Source organism: Rhodopila sp. (assembly GCF_035548095.1).
Classification (GTDB): domain Bacteria; phylum Pseudomonadota; class Alphaproteobacteria; order Acetobacterales; family Acetobacteraceae; genus Rhodopila.
Window position 1 is genome coordinate 1 of sequence record NZ_DASZUV010000027.1, and the last position, 18113, is coordinate 18113.

At 62.4% G+C, this 18113-nt stretch carries 22 protein-coding genes, 1 tRNA gene and 1 pseudogene; 13 read left to right on the forward strand and 11 right to left on the reverse strand.

Features of this window, described 5'->3' with window-relative positions:
* Positions 1-129 precede the first annotated feature (129 nt).
* The 7 genes from VHC04_RS18680 to VHC04_RS23085 all read right to left on the reverse strand — a co-directional run bounded on the left by VHC04_RS18680 (position 130) and on the right by VHC04_RS23085 (position 3111).
* Complete coding sequence (locus VHC04_RS18680; protein WP_325684099.1) at positions 130-321, reverse strand: hypothetical protein; 192 nt, start codon at positions 319-321, stop codon at positions 130-132.
* Between the two features lie 182 nt (positions 322-503).
* Positions 504-710, reverse strand: coding sequence for a hypothetical protein (locus VHC04_RS18685; RefSeq protein WP_325684349.1), 207 nt, complete (start codon positions 708-710; stop codon positions 504-506).
* A complete protein-coding gene (locus tag VHC04_RS18690; protein WP_325684101.1) occupies positions 656-883 on the reverse strand; it encodes a LysR family transcriptional regulator in 228 nt (75 codons plus the stop codon). Before VHC04_RS18690 ends, VHC04_RS18685 begins: the two co-directional genes overlap by 55 nt.
* Before the next feature lie 129 nt (positions 884-1012).
* On the reverse strand, positions 1013-1417 hold the full coding sequence (locus tag VHC04_RS18695) for a CrcB family protein (protein ID WP_325684103.1): 405 nt from the start codon (positions 1415-1417) through the stop codon (positions 1013-1015).
* 12 nt (positions 1418-1429) lie between these two features.
* Entirely contained in the window at positions 1430-1816 is a 387-nt protein-coding gene (locus tag VHC04_RS18700) for a fluoride efflux transporter FluC (protein WP_325684105.1), read from the reverse strand.
* A gap of 201 nt (positions 1817-2017) precedes the next feature.
* Positions 2018-2260, reverse strand: coding sequence for a hypothetical protein (locus VHC04_RS18705; RefSeq protein WP_325684351.1), 243 nt, complete (start codon positions 2258-2260; stop codon positions 2018-2020).
* 464 nt (positions 2261-2724) lie between these two features.
* Positions 2725-3111 carry a transposase gene (locus tag VHC04_RS23085; RefSeq protein ID WP_408903835.1) on the reverse strand — a complete coding sequence of 129 codons (387 nt, stop codon included), beginning with the start codon at positions 3109-3111 and terminating at the stop codon, positions 2725-2727.
* A gap of 266 nt (positions 3112-3377) precedes the next feature.
* Here VHC04_RS23085 and VHC04_RS18710 point away from each other — a divergent pair, with 266 nt between their 5' ends.
* The 10 genes and pseudogenes from VHC04_RS18710 to VHC04_RS18760 all read left to right on the forward strand — a co-directional run bounded on the left by VHC04_RS18710 (position 3378) and on the right by VHC04_RS18760 (position 12095).
* Positions 3378-3680: an urease subunit gamma gene (locus tag VHC04_RS18710; RefSeq protein WP_325684107.1), complete on the forward strand. Its 303-nt coding sequence runs from the start codon at positions 3378-3380 to the stop codon at positions 3678-3680.
* A gap of 128 nt (positions 3681-3808) precedes the next feature.
* Positions 3809-4099: pseudogene (locus VHC04_RS18715) on the forward strand (urease subunit beta); the annotation flags it as partial.
* Between the two features lie 150 nt (positions 4100-4249).
* Positions 4250-5971: an urease subunit alpha gene (locus tag VHC04_RS18720; RefSeq protein WP_325684109.1), complete on the forward strand. Its 1722-nt coding sequence runs from the start codon at positions 4250-4252 to the stop codon at positions 5969-5971.
* 56 nt (positions 5972-6027) lie between these two features.
* Positions 6028-6642 carry a hypothetical protein gene (locus tag VHC04_RS18725; RefSeq protein ID WP_325684111.1) on the forward strand — a complete coding sequence of 205 codons (615 nt, stop codon included), beginning with the start codon at positions 6028-6030 and terminating at the stop codon, positions 6640-6642.
* Positions 6608-7345 (forward strand): urease accessory protein UreF, encoded by a 738-nt coding sequence (locus VHC04_RS18730; RefSeq protein WP_325684113.1) that lies wholly within the window; start codon positions 6608-6610, stop codon positions 7343-7345. The genes VHC04_RS18725 and VHC04_RS18730 overlap by 35 nt, the downstream gene beginning before the upstream one ends.
* A 13-nt stretch (positions 7346-7358) precedes the next feature.
* Positions 7359-7997: an urease accessory protein UreG gene (gene ureG / locus VHC04_RS18735; protein WP_325684116.1), complete on the forward strand. Its 639-nt coding sequence runs from the start codon at positions 7359-7361 to the stop codon at positions 7995-7997.
* Entirely contained in the window at positions 7997-8905 is a 909-nt protein-coding gene (locus VHC04_RS18740) for an urease accessory protein UreD (protein ID WP_325684118.1), read from the forward strand. The genes ureG and VHC04_RS18740 overlap by 1 nt, the downstream gene beginning before the upstream one ends.
* Before the next feature lie 9 nt (positions 8906-8914).
* Entirely contained in the window at positions 8915-9958 is a 1044-nt protein-coding gene (yut, locus tag VHC04_RS18745; RefSeq protein WP_325684120.1) for an urea transporter, read from the forward strand.
* The gene (locus tag VHC04_RS18750) at positions 9955-11013 is read left to right on the forward strand and encodes a hypothetical protein (protein WP_325684122.1); all 1059 of its coding nucleotides are present in this window, start codon (positions 9955-9957) and stop codon (positions 11011-11013) included. Before yut ends, VHC04_RS18750 begins: the two co-directional genes overlap by 4 nt.
* A 716-nt stretch (positions 11014-11729) precedes the next feature.
* On the forward strand, positions 11730-12095 hold the full coding sequence (locus VHC04_RS18760; RefSeq protein ID WP_325684125.1) for a Na+/H+ antiporter NhaA: 366 nt from the start codon (positions 11730-11732) through the stop codon (positions 12093-12095).
* A 114-nt stretch (positions 12096-12209) separates the two neighbouring features.
* Here VHC04_RS18760 and VHC04_RS18765 read toward each other — a convergent pair whose 3' ends face one another.
* Positions 12210-13340, reverse strand: coding sequence for a nitronate monooxygenase (locus VHC04_RS18765; RefSeq protein ID WP_325684127.1), 1131 nt, complete (start codon positions 13338-13340; stop codon positions 12210-12212).
* Positions 13341-13551: 211 nt separating this feature from the next.
* On the opposite strand from VHC04_RS18765, the gene VHC04_RS18770 reads away from it, so the two are divergent.
* Positions 13552-14178: a glutathione S-transferase family protein gene (locus VHC04_RS18770; protein WP_325684129.1), complete on the forward strand. Its 627-nt coding sequence runs from the start codon at positions 13552-13554 to the stop codon at positions 14176-14178.
* Between the two features lie 3 nt (positions 14179-14181).
* On the opposite strand, the gene rsmG is transcribed toward VHC04_RS18770, so the two are convergent.
* Both rsmG and purU read right to left on the reverse strand, forming a co-directional pair.
* Entirely contained in the window at positions 14182-14796 is a 615-nt protein-coding gene (gene rsmG / locus VHC04_RS18775) for a 16S rRNA (guanine(527)-N(7))-methyltransferase RsmG (RefSeq protein ID WP_325684131.1), read from the reverse strand.
* Between the two features lie 418 nt (positions 14797-15214).
* The gene (gene purU / locus VHC04_RS18780; protein ID WP_325684133.1) at positions 15215-16072 is read right to left on the reverse strand and encodes a formyltetrahydrofolate deformylase; all 858 of its coding nucleotides are present in this window, start codon (positions 16070-16072) and stop codon (positions 15215-15217) included.
* A 203-nt stretch (positions 16073-16275) separates the two neighbouring features.
* Between purU and VHC04_RS18785 the strand changes: the two genes are divergently transcribed.
* A tRNA-Val gene (locus VHC04_RS18785) sits at positions 16276-16350 on the forward strand.
* A 9-nt stretch (positions 16351-16359) separates the two neighbouring features.
* On the opposite strand, the gene VHC04_RS18790 is transcribed toward VHC04_RS18785, so the two are convergent.
* On the reverse strand, positions 16360-16809 hold the full coding sequence (locus VHC04_RS18790; protein ID WP_325684347.1) for a SufE family protein: 450 nt from the start codon (positions 16807-16809) through the stop codon (positions 16360-16362).
* 207 nt (positions 16810-17016) lie between these two features.
* Here VHC04_RS18790 and VHC04_RS18795 point away from each other — a divergent pair, with 207 nt between their 5' ends.
* Complete coding sequence (locus VHC04_RS18795) at positions 17017-18105, forward strand: acyltransferase family protein (protein WP_325684135.1); 1089 nt, start codon at positions 17017-17019, stop codon at positions 18103-18105.
* Positions 18106-18113 lie beyond the last annotated feature (8 nt).

Sequence of the window (18113 nt, forward strand, 5' to 3'; positions counted from 1 at the left end):
CATCCCGGTGGTGCCATCACGCAAGGGCACCAGGCAGCCGGAACCATGCCCCGCCTTCATCTATCGCCACCGCAATCTGATTGAACGTTGCTGGGCCCGTCTCAAGGAACGGCGCGCCATCGCCACTCGTTACGACAAGGCGCGCGCTGCGCCCTGTTTCTCGGCAATGGCGAGAATCCGGTGCTTAAGGTTGCTCTCTCCCATGTAGAACAGGCTCTGCCCGGTCATCGTCGAGTAGCAAGCCGTCTCCTCATTCGGCATGAACTCCAGCACCACATCCATCAGCGCGGGTTTGCTGGCGGCACTCGATGACTGGATCATCACGGCGAGCGGCCGATCCAGTTGCGCGAGGTTGCCGCGAGATATCCGACCAGCTTGTTGGTGGCCGCGCCGCGCTCACCGGCCTCGTCACGCCCGAACGCGCGGCACGACAGGCAAGCAAGCGAGCCAACTCGACCAGCCGCGGATCGGGACCGTCGCCACGTTGCAGCCACGCATCTGGATCAACGACCGACGGCGGCGAACGAGGCCTCTCGGTTCGTCAGCTTCACAAGCTTGCCGGAGGGCGTCAATCCCATATCGACCCAGGAATGGAAACGCGCAACTTCGGCGAAGTCCGGCATGAGCAGGTGTGTCGCGAGGGTCGGTGCCAGCGTCACCCGCAGAAGCCCACGCACGCTCTGGTCGCGCCCAAAGACGCGCGTCTCCATGACGACGATTCCATCTGGTCCACGAACTCGAGGACCTCTTCGCCCGCAGCCGTCAGGCGATAGCCCAAAGGCAGCTTCTCGAACATGTACGCCCCGAGGCGTTCCTCGAGCTGGGCGATGCTTCGCAGCACGGTTGAGTGATTCACCCCGAGGCGCTCAGCGGCAGCTTGCACCGAGCGATGATCCGGTGAATCAGTCCTTCCTTAACGGCACGCTTTCTTTTGGGACAGGCTCTTGGATGTACACGCTGCAACGGGAAGCGTTGGTCTTGTCCTATTGACAGGGAGGATCGTGCACCACAGTCACGTCAAGGAACCGGATCTTCTCAGGCGGCTCTCCCCGCCGAGCTTTAAACCGATGAGGACCGCTATATAGCCGAGCACTGTGCTGATCGTGACATAGGCGGCCGCGACTGCGGCACTGGCGGTTGAGGCGGCCATCAGTACGACGGCACCATAAACGAAACTCGAGAAGGTCGACATTCCGCCCATGATGCCGGCACCTGCCAATGCATTAACGTCGTCGGATATAATCCGCCGACTGTGCAGCGCCGCCACGAGCCCAAGCAGGAACGCGGCGACAAGATTGGCGGCGAGGATGTCGAGAGGGAAACCGTCAACCGGATCTTGCACCATCAGCATGATGTACTCACGAAACGTGGCGCCGAGCGCCCCGCCGACGAACACCGCTATCATGAGATTGATCATGGTGCGTCCTCCTCAACCCACCAAACGGGCCAGCATTGCCCCGAGCGCCGCGCTCAGCAGGCCGACCACCGTCGACAGCGCAAGATAAGGCGCGGCAAGGATGCGATTGGTTCCGCCCAATTTGGCGGCGTCAAGCTGCATGCTGCTGAAGGTCGTGTAACCGCCGAGCAGACCGGTCAGTACACCGGCATTGAGAACCGTTCCGTAGCGGTCGCGCCAGTCCACCCCAAACAGCACGGACAGGTAGCCGATAGCGAAGGCGCCGGAGATGTTGATCACGAACGTGCCAAGTGGAAAGGCGCCGTGGTGGCGCTCGCTGATAAGGCTCCCGATCCACCAACGCAGCAATGATCCGAAACCTCCGCCCAGGCTGACCCACATCACATCCAGCGGTTTCATTCCGACTGCCTCCGAATTTGAGCTGACCGTCCCTATCTTTCAACCGCCTTCGACAAGAGTTGGCCTCACGTGTTTGGACAGCGCCCCGGGGAATTTGCGTGGATTCCTGCCGTTACGCTGAACGCAGGACTTGGCAATTTTACTGCGGCGTCGGGAGGTCGTAGCCCGACCAGAGCTGCAGTAAAATCACGCGGCGACTGATCATGCGACCATCGCCAAGCGTTCCATGCCGAAGTAGGCCTCGTCGGGCGTCCGCTCGTCAATGCTCGAATGCGGGCGCCATCCATTGTAGAAGGCCACAGCGGCATCGGGATATAGCTTCGGACGGCAGATCGACATGCCCCGCAACAGGTAGGGATAGACCTTGCGTCCCGGCGCGGGCTTGGGCGCGGGCTTGCTCGTATTCGGGGGACGATAGGTCGCCTCGATCCCTATCAGCGTCAAATTCTCGACCGAGATGGCCGGGCCTTATGATCGACCGTGCTACGGATCAGCTTCAGAACCTTCGTCTGGCGTGCCACAGGCAGTTCGTGATTGCGATGGATCGGTACGCATTGAAGTTTCGATGATGAAGCTGTACGCTCAGCGGAACTAGATTTTGTCAAACGCGAGGCAATGGTCATGGCGGAGGCATCAGCGAACAAGCCGACGGCACGCCGGACTAAGCAGTCGACCGGAAGCCTGCTCAAAAGTAGCGCGGGACGGACGAAAGTTGTTCAGCGTGACGCGAAGATCGACCAAACTTTCGTCGGTAAGACGCGGTTCGAGGCGGTCATGCGGGCAGCGACCAGTCAGGTCTTCTGAGAACCTGATTCAAAAGTCTACGACCTGGCGAGCCGCCTGACGGCGAGCTGGACGCAGGCGGTGTAATGAAGGCCGCGAGGGTGTAAGCGAGGCTGTCGTAGTCTTTAGCCAGGCGGCGGTTTCGGCCGAACCACGAAAAGGTCCCTTCGACAGCCCAGCGACACGGCAGGACGACAAATCCTGAACTGTCGTCGGGGCGCTTGACAATCTCCACCCGCAGAGGAGGCTGCGCGGCGACGGCGTGTTCGGACCTCGCGGGCGTTGTAACCGCCATCGGGCCAGACGAGTTCGAGCCAATTGAAGCGCTGGCGGATGCGGTCAAACACCAAGGCGGCGCTTTCCCGGTCCTGAATGGCGGCGGAGTGAACCGCTGCGCACAAGGGTAAGCCTTCGGTATCGACCAGAACGTGGGCCTTGCGCCCCTTCACCTTCTTTGCTCGGCAGGCAATCCCGGCTCGGCGATACCGGCTCCGATCAGCGTCCGTCCACATCCCGAATCATCCGCAAAATTGCAGATGACCCAGTGAATCATACCTTCCTTAACGACTTTTGAGACGGGCTCTAAACAGGCATGGCGGAGTATCGACGCATATCAACGACACTCATAGAAATTACCGGTAGACAAATATTGTGAAGCAACTCCAACTTGAAAGGCAACGCAAGTAAGAGCAGTATCGCGGCGTTAGTGGGCTCGGCCTGTAGATTCCATCGAGGCGGCAACGGCTCTTATTGGTCGTTGCGTCGAAGAGAGATTGGCATGCACCTGACACCGCGGGAGTTCGACAAGCTTCTCATCCATATGCTTTCCGATGTGGCGCTCAAGCGCAAAGCCAAGGGCTTGAAACTCAACCATCCCGAGGCCGTCGCCGTACTCTGTGCCTACGTCCTCGAAGGTGCCCGCGAGGGAAAAACCGTCGAAGAGGTCATGGATGGCGCCCGCAATGTCCTCAAGATGGAGGATGTGATGGAGGGCGTATCGGATCTCGTGCCACTCATTCAGGTCGAAGCGGTCTTTACCGACGGCAGCCGACTGGTGAGCCTGCACAATCCGATCACCTGAATTCAAGTCGCTACTGGACGCGGCGTATTTAGCGCGCACCAAAGGAGAGTTCTGTGGCCAAGACTGCCCAGCAAACCACCCATCCCCGGCCTGAACACACGAATATTTCACACAAGTTCGTCAGGCCCGTGGGCGGCTATGTCCTCGCAAAGGACCCCATCGAGATCAATGTCGGCCGGCCGCGTACGAAAGTGACGGTGCGCAACACCGGTGATCGGCCGATCCAGGTCGGCTCGCATTTCCACTTCTTCGAAACCAATCGCTATCTCGAATTTGACCGCGCGGCCGCATTCGGCAAGCGCCTCGATATTCCGGCCAACACCGCCGTGCGTTTCGAGCCCGGCGACGAAAAGGAAGTGACGCTCGTGCCTTACGCCGGCAAGCGCTTCGTCTACGGGTTCAACGGTCTGGTCGACGGCTGGACCGGTGGCGGGCCACCCCCAGACTACTGCCCCAACCGGGATGCAGCCATCGCGCGCGCTGCCAGGCTTGGCTTCAAGTCGCGGACATCGGGCAAGTCGAGCAAGTAATGCATCCTGCCACCCGGGCACCAATCGAGGCGCGGTACCATGACTCAGATTTCTCGCCAGCAATATGCGGACCTTTATGGGCCGACCGTCGGTGACAAGATTCGCCTCGGCAATTCGGACCTCTACGTCGAGATCGAGCAGGATCTGCGCGCCAGCTACGGCGATGAACTGCAGTATGGCGGCGGCAAGACATTGCGCGACGGCATGGGATCAGAAAACCAACTGACGCAGGAAGCCGGCTGTCTCGATCTCGTCATAACCAACGTCACCGTCATCGATCCGATGCTGGGTGTGGTCAAGGCTGACGTCGGCATTCGTAATGGCCGGATCGTCGGGCTCGGCAAGGCGGGCAATCCCTCGACCATGCAAGGCGTGACGCGGGGTCTCGTCACCGGAGCGGCGACCGATGCGATTTCTGGCGAGCACCTGATCCTCACTGCGGGCGCCATGGACACCCATGTGCATTACATCTCGCCGCAGCAAGTCTACGCCGCACTGTCGAACGGGATCACCACGCTTTGGGGCGGCGGCATTGGTCCGGTGGACGGAACGAATGGCGTCACCACGGCCAACGGGCCATGGAACCTCGAAATGATGCTGCGTTCGATCGAGGGTCTGCCGATTAATTTCGGCGTGTGCGGCAAGGGCAATTCCACTGGCAAGGCGCCGCTCGTTGAGCAGCTTCTGGCTGGCGCCGCAGGTTTCAAGGTGCATGAGGACTACGGTGCAACCCCGGCGGCGATCCGCACCTGCTTGACTGTTGCCGACGAGTACGACGTGTCCGTCGCGGTTCACACCGACACGCTCAACGAGTCCGGCTACGTTGAAGATACCATTGCCGCGTTCGACGGCCGCTCGATCCATACCTACCACAGCGAGGGCGCCGGCGGCGGTCACGCTCCCGATCTGCTCAAGGTGGTCGGCCAGAGCAATGTCCTGCCGAGCTCGACGAACCCGACGCTCCCGTGCGGGTCGAACTCCGTCGCCGAGTTGTTCGACATGATCATGGTCTGCCATAATCTCAACCCCAGGATCCCCTCGGACGTCGCCTTCGCCGAAAGCCGGGTTCGGGCTGAAACCATTGTCGCCGAAAGCGTGCTGCATGACATGGGCGCGATCTCGATGATCGGCAGCGACTCCCAGGCCATGGGCCGCATCGGCGAGTCGTTCCTGCGAGCGATTCAGACCGCCGACGCCATGAAGAAGGGCCGCGGTCCCCTGCCGGAAGACGCCTCCGGCAACGACAACTTCCGGGTGTTGCGCTATCTCGCCAAGGTGACCATCAATCCGTGCCTGACGGCTGGCATCGCCGATGTGGTGGGATCGATCGAGCCCGGCAAAATCGCCGATCTCGTCTTGTGGGAACCGGCCTTTTTCGGCGCCAAGCCCAAAATGGTTCTCAAGGGCGGCTTCGTCGCCTGGGCCAATATGGGCGATCCCAACGCCTCGCTGCCGACGCCACAACCGATGTACTATCGGCCGATGTTCGCCGCTTTCGGTTCAACGCTGCCAAAGACTTCCATCACCTTTGTCTCGCGCGCCGCATATGACAACAAGATCGGCGAACGCTATGGCCTCCAGCGCATGATCAGCCCTGTGTCGAGCACGCGTGTGCTCGGCAAGGCCGATATGGTGCGCAACGGCTACCTGCCAAATATCGAAGTAAATCCGCAGACCTTTGCCGTCACGGTCGACGGGGTGCACGCCACCGTGAAACCGCCGAGAACGATCGCCCTCAACCAACTCTATTTTTTCAGTTGATCAGAGGAGCGCGCGCACAGGACGGTTCTGCCGATGCGGCAACAACGGAGGATTTGATGATTATAGTCGAGAGCGTCATCGGGAACGCGAACCAGCCGCAATGGCGCGACCGTCTCGAAGGCGCAGACATTGACTGGTTGATGCTGGACCAGTGGGAAGCCCAGAAGAGCCGTCTGCGCAAATCGACCGCGCAGGATGTCGAGCTCGCTTTGTCACTCGACCGCAACACCCATCTGCATGACGGTGACATACTATTCTGGAACGATGCCGACCGACGGGCCATCGTGGCACGCATCCAGCTCAAGGAAGTCATGGTCATCGATCTTGCGGACGTGATCCGCGAGGACGTCGAGACCATGGTCCGCACGATGTTCGAACTCGGTCACGCGCTCGGCAACCAGCACTGGCCGGCGGTGGTCAAGGACACGCGCGTTTTCGTTCCGCTTACGATCGATCGCAAGGTCATGGCGTCTGTCATGAAAACCCATGCCCTACCTGGCGTGCGTTACGACTTCACGCCTGGCGCCGAAGTCATCCCCTACATGGCGCCGCACGAAGCGCGCCGGCTCTTCGGAGGCGCGAGCGCGACGTCTCATTCGCACGCCCATCAGCAAGAGCGCGAGCACCAAGACGACCATGAACATCGTCACCAACACGGCCACGATCACTGAGCCGGCCGGCTCCTGTCGCCGTCTGCCGGTGCTGCTGCATCTGTTGCAGTTCGGCGATTCTGCCTTGCCGGTCGGAGGCTTCTCCTTCTCAAACGGACTCGAGTCGGCGGTCCAACAGAACATCGTCCACGACGCGGACAGCCTGCGGGAATTCGTGTTGACGGCCATGCGCCAGGCGGCGACATGCGACGGAGTCGCGCTCCTGTGCGCACACCGCGCCGCCATGGCTGGGGACCTTGTCGCCCTGACGGCAATCGACCGCACGACTTTCGAACGCAAGCTCAATGAGGAGACACGGCTCATGACGGTGCGCATGGGCCGCAAGCTCTGCGAATTGTCTGACGCTATCATCGGCGACGAACTCAACCGCGTCTGGCTCGGCAGGATCAAGCGGGCGGAGACCGCTGGAACGCACCCGGTCAGTCTGGCAACGGCAACGGCCGCGCTGGGCGTCGAACGCAGGGACGCCTTTGCCGTCCAGCAATACGGGGTGGCCACGACCATATTGGGGGCTGCGTTGCGCTTGATGCGAATGTCGTTCGTGGACACCCAGAAGATTCTTCTTGATGCGACCGCGACGGTTGCACCGGCCTACGAGGAAGCCGCCGACGCGACCATTAACGACATGGCGTGCTTCGCACCCATGACCGACATACTCGCCGCGGTACATGTGAAGGGCCACGTACGCATGTTCATGAACTAACTCGGAAGGTGATATGAAAAAAATTCCTCGCATCGGCATCGGCGGCCCGGTCGGCTCCGGCAAGACTGCGATCATCGAGGGGATCACGCCGATCCTGATCGATCTCGGTTTCCGCATTCTGGTCATCACCAACGACGTGGTCACGACGGAGGATGCCAAGCATGTCCAGCGCACCCTGCGCGGTGTCCTGATCGAAGAGCGCATCATTGGCGTCGAAACCGGTGGCTGCCCACATACGGCCGTGCGCGAGGATCCCAGCATGAATCTCGCCGCGGTCGAGGAGATGGAAGCAAAATTCCCCGATTCCGACCTCGTTCTGATCGAGAGCGGCGGCGATAATCTGACGCTGACCTTCAGCCCGGCGCTGATCGACTTCTTCATCTACGTGATCGACGTGGGTGCTGGCGACAAGATACCGCGCAAGAACGGGCCCGGTATCACGCAGTCCGACATCCTTGTCATCAACAAGACCGATCTCGCGCCTTATGTCGGGGCCAGCCTCAAGGTCATGGATGATGACACACGCATGATGCGCGGCAAAAAGCCTTACGTCTTCACGAACTGCAAGCTCAAGGAGGGCATTCCTAAACTGGTCGAGCTGATTCGCGAAAACCTGCTGTTCGACATCAGGATCCGGAAGGAACCTGCGTAATGCTCGGCAATGCACGGGAGCTGGCTGGCTATCAGGCCGAGCCGAAGCAGCTCCCGAGCGGCTCATTCGGAAAAAACGCCTACCTCCGGCTCGGCTTCGAGCCACGCCTGGGCCGGTCGGTTTTGGCCACACTGCACCGGCGCGCGCCGCTCCTGGCGCAGCAAGCACTTTACTGGGACGAGCAGATGCCGGGACTGCCCTGCGTATCCATCATCTCCAATGCGGGCGGCATCCTCCAGGGCGACCGCAACCTGATCGAGATCGATGTCGCGCCAGATGCTCAAGCCCACGTGACCACCCAGGCAGCGACAAGAATTCACGAAATGGATTGCAATTTTGCGACCCAGACACAGAATCTGACTCTCGGTTCAGACTCCTACCTCGAATACATTCCCCACCCCGTCATTCCCCACAAACACTCCCGGTTCGTTCAGCACACGACAGTTTCGATCGATCCGGCCGCTACTCTGATCTATTCTGAAACTCTTATGCCGGGGCGCAAATACTACGGAGCAGGTGAATTGTTTCAGTACGATCTATTTTCGTCGTCGATTCATGCTGCGCGCCCTGACGGTAAAACGCTCTTCACCGAGAAATTCATCATCGAGCCACACCGTTTCGGCGTCTCGCGTCTTGGCGCAATGGGCTCATTTCAGGTCTTCGGCAACGTCATCCTGCTCACGCCGAAGAAGTATTCGGATCGGCTGTTCGGAGCGATCGACCCCGCATTCGATAAGGAGACGGGCCTTGCCTCTGGCGTTAGCCGCCTACCCTACGACGCCGGCCTCGTCTTCAAGGTACTTGGCTTTGAGACCGCGCCGGTCAGCGCGGCGATCCGCGCGTTTTGGTCGCTTGCCCGACAGGAGGTCACTGGCGCGCGCATCCCTGATAATTTCCTCTGGGCCTAGGAGCCGGCGATGCCGGACACGCCCTCCGCCTGGACGACGATGGTGGAACGCAATGCCATCGTTCGTTTTGTCGACATCAATCTTCGCGGCGCTGGTCAGGTCATCTTCCAGAACAATCCGTTGACCGGTCTCTTCTTTCTGGCGGCGATCGCATGGGGCGCCATCTCCGACGACCAGATCGCAATCGCCTACGGTGCGTTGACTGCCCTCGTCATCGCAACGATCACGGCAATGCTGCTCGACGTCGATCACAGCTCGCTCAGACAGGGGCTGTTCGGCTTCAACGGTGTGCTGGTGGGCGCCGCAGTGCCGACCTCTTTCTCCGTCGACCCGGCGATGTGGCTGATCCTCGTCATCGGCGCCGCCGTCTCGACCATCGTGATGCTCGCCGTCTCCAATGTCATGAAGACGTGGGGCGTGCCGGCGCTCACCTTCCCCTTCGTCCTGACCACTTGGTTTCTGGTGCTTGCCGCCTACTCCTTCGGCCATCTATCGATCGCCTCGATGGGGCCGCCGGAATTGCCGCATCCGGTCGGCGAACTCGCGGGCGGTCCACAGCCTGCGCCCCTGCCGTTGCTGGAAGCCTGGCTGAAGGGCCCCGCTCAGGTGTTCCTCATCAACAATGCCGTCAGCGGCGTCCTTGTCGTGCTCGGGCTACTCGTCAATTCGGCCTGGGCCGTGCTGTTCGCCCTTATCGGCTCCGCGGTAGCGCTCGCCTTGTCGCTCGGCCTTGGCGCCAGCCTCGCCGATGTGACGGCAGGGCTTTATGGCTTTAGCCCGGTCCTCACCGCTGTCGGATTAGGCTGCGTGTTTTATGAACCATCCTGGCGCGTCGCCCTGTTCGCCCTGCTCGGTACGATGTTCACTGTGATCGTCCAGGGCGCCATGGATGCGGCGATCGCACCGTTCGGGATTCCGACCTTTACCGCGCCATTCGTCTTCGTGACCTGGCTGTTCCTTCTTCCGAAAGCGAAACTGCAACCGCACCCACACGCGCCGATCAAGGATGGCGTCCTGACCAGGACTCCTCCGGGCCCGGCGGAAGGAGCATGATGGATTCCGCCCTTCGCGTATCGAGCATGGCGATCGGCCTCCTTGGGCTGGTCCTGTATTTCCAGTCGATTGTACGGGTCACGCTCTTGAACCGCCGCGAGCGGGATTTCGTCGAGCGGGGAGCCCGATTTGGCGCCATGACAATCATCCACGGCCTCGCCGGCAGCGGGCGCAGCTATCAATACGTACAACGGATTCAGGCGTGGGCGCTGCCGCTGTTCATCTTCTTCTCGGTGACAACATGGTTCCTGCTTGTGCAGTTCTCCTTCACCCTCGTACTGTGGGCGCTGCGCGCGGAACCGAGTTGGGTGCGCGCATTCATTTCAAGCGGTTCGGCGCTTAGCACACTGGGTTTTCGGACGCCCTCGACTTTGCTCGGCGAATATCTGGCGATCTTCGAGGCTGCGGTCGGTCTTGCTATCGTCATCCTGCTGTTCACCTTCGTGCCCGGCTATCAAGCCGCCATTCAGGTGCGCGAACGCAAGGTCGGATGGCTTTGTGCCCGCACGGGCCGGCATCCAAATGTCGTGAGCCTGCTAGAAGCGCTCAAGAATTCAGGTCAACTTAACGATCCCGAAGCCTGGGAAGACTGGGAAACCTGGTTTCGCGGCGTGCATGAAACACACTCGATCGCGCCGATCCTGGCTTGTGTGCCATCGATCTATCGTGGCACGACCTGGGTCGTCGTGTCCGCGGCCGTGCTCGACGCCACGTCGCTGCTGGTGGCCGCTCTCGATCACAAGCAAACCAATGCCGCACGCATCTGCCGGGAGACTGGCGTAACGACAGTGCGGCTTATCGCAAGCGGGCTGCATGGAGATGTCCCAATCGAATCTCCGGCCAACAGTCACCTGGACGCCAATATGAATGCAGCCTTCGACCAGCTCTACGACCAGTTGCTCGAGCAAGGTCTGCTGCTGAAAGCCAACAAGGACGAGTGCCGCAAGACGTTTGGCAATCTGCGGTCCGAATACGAGGCGAGCATCCGCTATATCGCCAAATCAACCTTGATGCCGATCGAAGAACTGGGGATGCCACATTCGGCAGCACCTTGAAGCCTTCGGCGGTATCACAACGCTTGGCGATCTCCACGATCACACCGGGCAGTGCCTTGTTGGCCTGCTCGCGGAATTGCCGTCCCTGATATCCGCCGTCGGCGAAAATGTGCTTCAGGAATGGGAACAATCGAAGCAGCGTCGCCAGCACCAACACCCCGATCCTGGACGTCCGCCGGATGCACCACGGGGTGCAGCATCATCGACACGTGGCACAGCGTCGGGCTGCACGGCACGGGCAGTCATGACTGCGCGGTGACAGACTGCTTCATCCCGGCTAGTCACGGTATTTCTCTGCGCGAGTGCCCCCAGCAGCCGGAGCCCCTTTATTCGCGGCCGTTCATCGCCCTTGCCGCTACTATATTGGTCGCGGTGCCTCCGGGCATCGCGCGATACGCGGTTGGCATCGCTCAGCGACTGGCGCACGCCAGGGCCGCGAGTCACTCAAAGCGGCCGCTCGGGCAAGACACGCTGGCGCAGGCCAGCCGCGGCCGTGCGGAGGCTCCGGTTCGTTCCGGCGGCGCGTTTCTTTACAGGCTCCGGGTGAGGCGTGGGAAGCCGCTTTGGGTGGCAATGTGCTCATGGTCCCGCAACGCGCGATGCTGTGGCTGGCAGCTACGCACGCCGCGACGATGGTGTCGGAGATGGTCGGCGGCCCGTAGCGTGCCGCATTTGCGCTGCTGTGCTGGTGACACCTCGTTGCGGAGGCGTCGCCAATGGGTCAGCCGGTTTCGTTCGCGGGCGTGACGCCTGTCGTGCTGGTCGAACCCCTGACGTTTGGCGTCGCTGCTGGATTGGTGGCCGGCAAACTGGTCGGCGTATTCGGCACGGTCTGGCTTCTGGTGCGCGCGGGCCTTGCCGATCTGCCGGCTGCAGCAAGTTGGCGGCAGATCCTCGGCGTCGCTCTCCTATGTGGAATCGGCTTTACCATGAGCCTGTTCATCGGTCCGTTGGCATTCAATGATCCCGCAATGCAGGATCGCGTCAAATTCGGCATTCTCGCTGGATCGCTTATCGCCGGTCTTGCGGGCTACATCGTATTGAGCGTCGCCGCTCGCAAGCCCGCCGCCGGACGTCCGTGAGTTTTCCTGCCATGAGCATACCCCAGAGCTCTCCGCAATAACCGAATCACGCCCGACACGCCGGCGAAAGGGTTTTCCGCAGCCTGTTAGATCGCCCGCCCACCACTGGGTCGATCATTCCTCCAGCAATCCGTTCAGCCGCTCCGCCGCTTCCAGAAAATCCTGCTTGAACTCCTGCACGACCTGCCCGGCGGAGCGGATGTTCTCGATCAGTCCGACACCCTGCCCGACGAAGTAGCTGACCATGTCGCGTGCCTTCGGGTTGCCGGCCGCGGCGGAGCGTTCGATCGATTTGAAGGCGTCACGGCTGATCAGGCTCATCAATGGCATCGGCAGGGCGCGCGGGCTGTTCGGGCTGCGCTCCCACGCCTCGGTCCAGGTCGAGCGCAACTGGCGGGCCGGCTTGCCGGTGCGGCTGCGCACGCGCACCGCGTCACGGCTGGATGCTTCGATCATCTTCTCTCGGAAGATTTCGCTCGTTTCGCTTTCGACGGTGGCCAGCCAGACCGATCCGGTCCAGGCGCCGGCCGCGCCCAGCGCCATGCAGGCCGCCATCTGCCTGCCGTTCATGATGCCGCCGGCGGCCAGCACCGGCACCTCGCGGATCGGCTTGATGGCCTGCAGCACCTCGGGCACCAGCACCAGCGTCGAGACTTCCCCGCAGTGGCCCCCGGCCTCGGTACCTTGCGCCACCAGAATGTCGATGCCGGCCTTCACCTGGCGGATGGCATGCTCCTTCGCACCGACCAGCGCGGCAACGGGGACACTGTGCGAGCGCCCCATCTCGATCATTTCCGGCGGCGGTACGCCCAGCGCGTTGGCGATCAGCTTGATCGGATGGCGGAACGCGACGTCCAGCACGCGCAGCGCGTTGTCCGGATCAAAGGGCTGCGGCTCGTCCGCCGGCCTGGGTTCCACGATCAGCTCCACGCCGGCCTCGGCCAGCACCTCGGCGGTGAAGTCGCGGTGCTGCTGCGGCACCCGGGCGGCCAGCTCCTGCCAGGTCGGGTGTTCGCCCGCCGTCGCCATGTTCTCCGGCACCAGCACATCGATGCCATAGGGCTTGCCACCGACATGCTCGTCGATCCAGCGCAACTCCTGTTCCACCGTCTCCGGCGAGTGCGCTGTCGCCCCGAATACCCCGAACCCGCCCGCTCGGCTGACCGCCGCCACCACATCGCGGCAATGGCTGAAGGCGAGCAGCGGAAATTCGATGCCCAGCATGTCGCAGATCGGCGATTTCATGACGCTTCGCTCCCGGCCTTCAATGGTGTGCGCACGATAGGCGATCGCACGGCGGCGGGGCAGGTGGAATGAGAGAGTGGGATGAGAGACGGGACGGAGCCGTACATCCGCTCTTCCCGCGCACCGGGGTGTCCGGTCTATCATGGCTGGCGCGACATGGACCGTGGCTCGTACCCATGGAGTCCTTGCCTGGCGCGTATCGGAGGACCCCATGATCCTGATCGGCCAATATGACTCGCCCTTCGTCCGACGGGTCGCCATCGCCCTGCGGCTGTATCACGTCCATTACGAACATTGGCCCTGGTCCACCTTCGGCGATGCGGACAAGCTGGCAGTCTACAACCCGCTGCGGCGCGTGCCGACCCTCCTGCTGGATGACGGCGAGGTGCTGATCGAAAGCGCTGCCATTTTGGACTATCTGGATGAGCGTGCCGGCGATCATCGCCTGATCGCGGCGGCGGGGCAGCAACGCAGGGCGGCACTCAAGGTCTGCGGCCTGGCAACCGGCCTGTGCGACAAGATGGTCAGCCTCGTCTATGAGCAACTGCTGCATGCAGCCACCTCCGACATGTGGATCGCGCGCTGCCGGTCGCAGATCGGCGACGTGCTGGATGCGTTGCAGGCGGATCGCGCCCAGCAGGCAACGCCGTTCTGGTTCGGGAACTCTCCCGGACATGCCGATATCGCGGTCGGCTGCGCGATGCGGTTTCTGGCGGACGCACACCCCGACATCCACGCGCCGGGACAATGGCCGGCTCTGGCGGCGCATGCTGCGCGGTGCGAGGCGCTGCCGGCGTTCCAGGCCGTCGTGCAGCCGTTCATTCCGCCGACCCGGTAAGGGTCAGGCAGTCTTCGGCTGCAAATCCGTGATCCGCAGGATGACACCATCCGGATTCGTCCGGCTGGGCGTCGTCGCCGCCGACATCGTCCAGGCGGTGGCGGCGTCGTCGATCTCGGCGGCGGCGCGGACGCCTTTCAGGAACAGGCAAGTGCCACCGGGTGCCAGAAGACGGTAAGCCAACGGCAGCAGGCGCGGCAACGGGGCGAGCGCCCGGGCGGTGATCAGCCTGGCGGGGGGCAGCTCCGCCGCCTCGATCCGACTGGCATGGACCGTGGCTCTGGCACCGGTTTCCAGGATGGCGCCGCGGAGAAAAGCGGCTTTGCGCTGATCGGACTCGATCAGGTCGAACGGAATGGGGCCGGCGATCGCCAGTACCAGGCCGGGGAATCCACCGCCTGAACCCAGGTCGATGCCGCGATCCGCGTCGGCCGGCAGCAGGGGTAGGAGCTGCAGGGAATCGGCGATATGGCGCTGCCATAGCATCGGCGCGTCTCGCGGGGCGATCAGGTTGAGCCTGGCGTTCCAGCGCAGCAGCAACGCGGCGAAACGGTCCAGCCGGTCCCTGGTGACGGGGGGAAGGGTTTCCGGCGATAGGAGGGTCGGCGGCCGTGTCATGACCAGCGGCACTGAGGCCGGCGCCACCGCAATTGGGGCCGCCGCAACTGGGGCCACCGCGATTGGGGCCACTGAGGCTGGGGCCAGTGAGAGCGTTGCCGCCGGGGCTGGTGGTGCCGGGGCTGGTGGCACAGCTGGGGCCGATGCGGGTCGGCATCCCGGCGTTGGCCGGTGAAGCCGGCTGCTTCGTCATGGTCGGCGAAGGCGGACCATCCACGCCTTGCGATGGAGAATCCCAGGCAATGACGGTGCTTGCTGGCCAAAGCCATGCACGGCCGATCCTCACCGACCATGACGGAGGCCGCCTCCTGTCTGCTCACTATAATGAAAGCCGGCTCCTGCCCGTTCATCATGACGGAAGCCGGTTCCCGCCCGCCGGGTATGATGGGGCGCCCCGCCGCATCCCCCGCCGCATCCCTCAATCCCGGAACACGACGGTACGCGAGCCGGCCAGCAACACGCGGCCCTGCAGCAGCCAGCGCAGAGCGCGGGACAGCACCCGCCGTTCGATATCGCGGCCGACGCGCACCAGGTCGTCCGGCGTGTCGGCGTGGCTGATCCGCTCCACGTCCTGTTCGATGATCGGCCCTTCATCCAGGTCGGCGGTGACGAAATGGGCGGTGGCGCCGATGATCTTCACCCCGCGCTGATACGCCTGGTGATACGGCTTGGCACCCTTGAACCCCGGCAGGAAGGAATGGTGGATGTTCACGCAGCGCCCCGCCAGCTTGCCGGCCAGGTCATCCGACAGCACCTGCATGTAGCGCGCCAGGATGACGAAATCGGCGTGCGTCTCCTGCACCAGGGTCCAGATCCGCGCCTCCTGCTCCGCTTTCGTCGCCTTGCTGACCGGCAGGTGGTGGAACGGGATATCGTCCAGCACCACATTTCGAAACGTCTCGCGCGGGTGGTTGGAGATGATGCCGACGATCTCCATCGGCAACTCGCCCATCCGCCACCGATACAGGATGTCGGCCAGACAATGGTCGGACCGGGAGGCCAGGATCATTACCTTCTGGCGCAACGCCGCATCACGCAGCGACAGTGTCATGCCGAACCAGCCGGCGATGCGGTCCAGCGCATGGCGCAGGGCGGTGACGTCCAGCCTGTCCTCGGGGTGGTCCAGGACGATGCGAGCGAAGAAGCTGTCGCTCTCCTTGTCGTCGAACTGCTGCGATTCGCGGATGTTTCCCCCGTGCTCGAAGATGGCATTGGCGACAGCGGCGACGATGCCGGGTCGATTGGGGCAGAACAGCGTCAGGATGTATTCAGCCATGAGACGGGGATCCTTGAATGGGCCTGCGGGGATGGCTCCGCGGGGGCGGGGTCGGCCAGCCAGTGCGGCGGTTTATGCCACTCGCCAGGACGCCACGGCCAGTGCGGCGGGGTGGCGCGGGAAACGCGATTTGGACGCTTGCGCCGGCCGGCCCCAGGTTGTAGTGAACGCGCCTCCTGGTCGGGGTCCCCGATCTTGGGGATGGGCGCGTAGCTCAGCGGTAGAGCATTCGCTTCACACGCGAGGGGTCACAGGTTCAATCCCTGTCGCGCCCACCATTTTCCTTCTCATGCGGATGCAGACAGGTGCGCCGCCACCTCGCGCACCTTGCGGGCCATGGCGGCGATGCCGTTGCCGCGATTGGTCGACAGTGCTTCTAGCAGCCCCAGCTCCTTCAGGAACACCGGGTCGGTGGCGGTGATCTCGGCCGGCGTGCGCCCGGAATAGACGCGCAGCAGCAACGCGATCAGACCGGACACGATGGCGGCATCCGAGACGCCCGCAAAGAAAATCTTGCCATCGCGCAAGGTCGCTTCCATCCACACCCGGCTCTGACAGCCCGGCACCCGGTGCGCATCGTCGGCCCAGATGTCCGGGAACGCGGGCAGCTTCCGCCCCATCTCGATGATGAACTCATAGCGGTCCATCCAGTCGTCGAACAGCTCCAGCTCATCGGTGATCGCAGCAATAGCGTCGGCGGCGGTGGGTTCGGCAGGCTGGACAAAGGGATCAGTCATCTTGGGTAGGTTGCGCCGGATGGGGCGAGGATCAAGCATCCGGTTCAGTGCTCCCCGGATCTTCGATACCAACGCGCGCGGCGGGTCATGTTTGCCGAGCGGCGGACATGCGGACCCTTAACGAAATGACTAAATCCTTGTGTTTTGCGTCGATTGGTACCTTGTCTTTGCAATCTGCTGATCAGTGCCGTCTCCGGAGTGCAAAGCGTGGCAGTCGTCCCCCCCACGAAACTTGGCTGGGTCGAGGCATATCGAGGCATCGCGGCGACTGCTGTGATCCTTTATCATACGGCACGGCACTTCGATAAGAACTACGACACCCCGAGATTGGAGAGCGTGTTTCAGTTCGGACACGCAGGTGTCGATTTGTTCTTTGTTATCAGCGGGTTTATTATTCTCTTTGTCCACTTCGATGATATCGGCCAGCCCGGTCGGGTCAGACATTACCTGGGTCGCCGTTTGACCCGCCTTCTGCCAGCCTATTGGGTGGCGGTTGCCCTGACGATTGCGGTGTCGCAGCTTAGCGGTCATGTGACGGATTGGAGCGATGTGGCCTGGGCTGCTCTGCCGGTGCCAACATTCAGCGAACCCGTGTTGGATGTCGCCTGGACGCTGCAATACGAGTTTGTTTTCTATGCGGCCTTTGCGGTCCTGATCATCAATCGGACAGCGGGCTTGATATTGATGGTGGCCTGGCTGGCTGGCGTGGCTTTGGCGGCGGCAACGGGTTGGCATCCCGGATTGCCGCCAACATATTTGGGCATCTTCAATATCGAATTTTTCGCTGGCATGGCTGTGGCCTACCGGTTGCGCCGGGGCAGCCTGCCCCAATACAGAGTTGTATTGGGGATCGGCATTGTGTTGTTCGTCGCCGCGGCTGTGGCCGAGGATCTGGGATGGATGGATGGCTATACGCCGTTCGCCAGGCTGGCTTATGGCCTGCCGAGTGTCCTGATCCTGTTGGGAGGTGTCGAAGCGAGCCGGCGGAGCAACATCCGGATACCCCGCCTGCTTCGGACATTGGGGACAGCCTCCTATTCGCTGTACCTGTTTCATTTCCTGCTGATAGGGCTGTTATGGAAATTCTGGCTGGCGGCAGGATTGGGCGCGACCTCACCCGCCATCGGCGTTGCCGTATTCGCGGCATTGGCGATAGCCGGCGGCATCGTTCTGTCGCGGCTGGTCGAGTATCCTCTCATGCGGCTGATGCGCGAGCCGCTCGGCTGGTGGAAACTGCGGTCCGCAGCTCGCGTCGCGCCTGATACGTTGCTTCCTTCCGACCGTGGTGCCGGCTGACCGCGCGG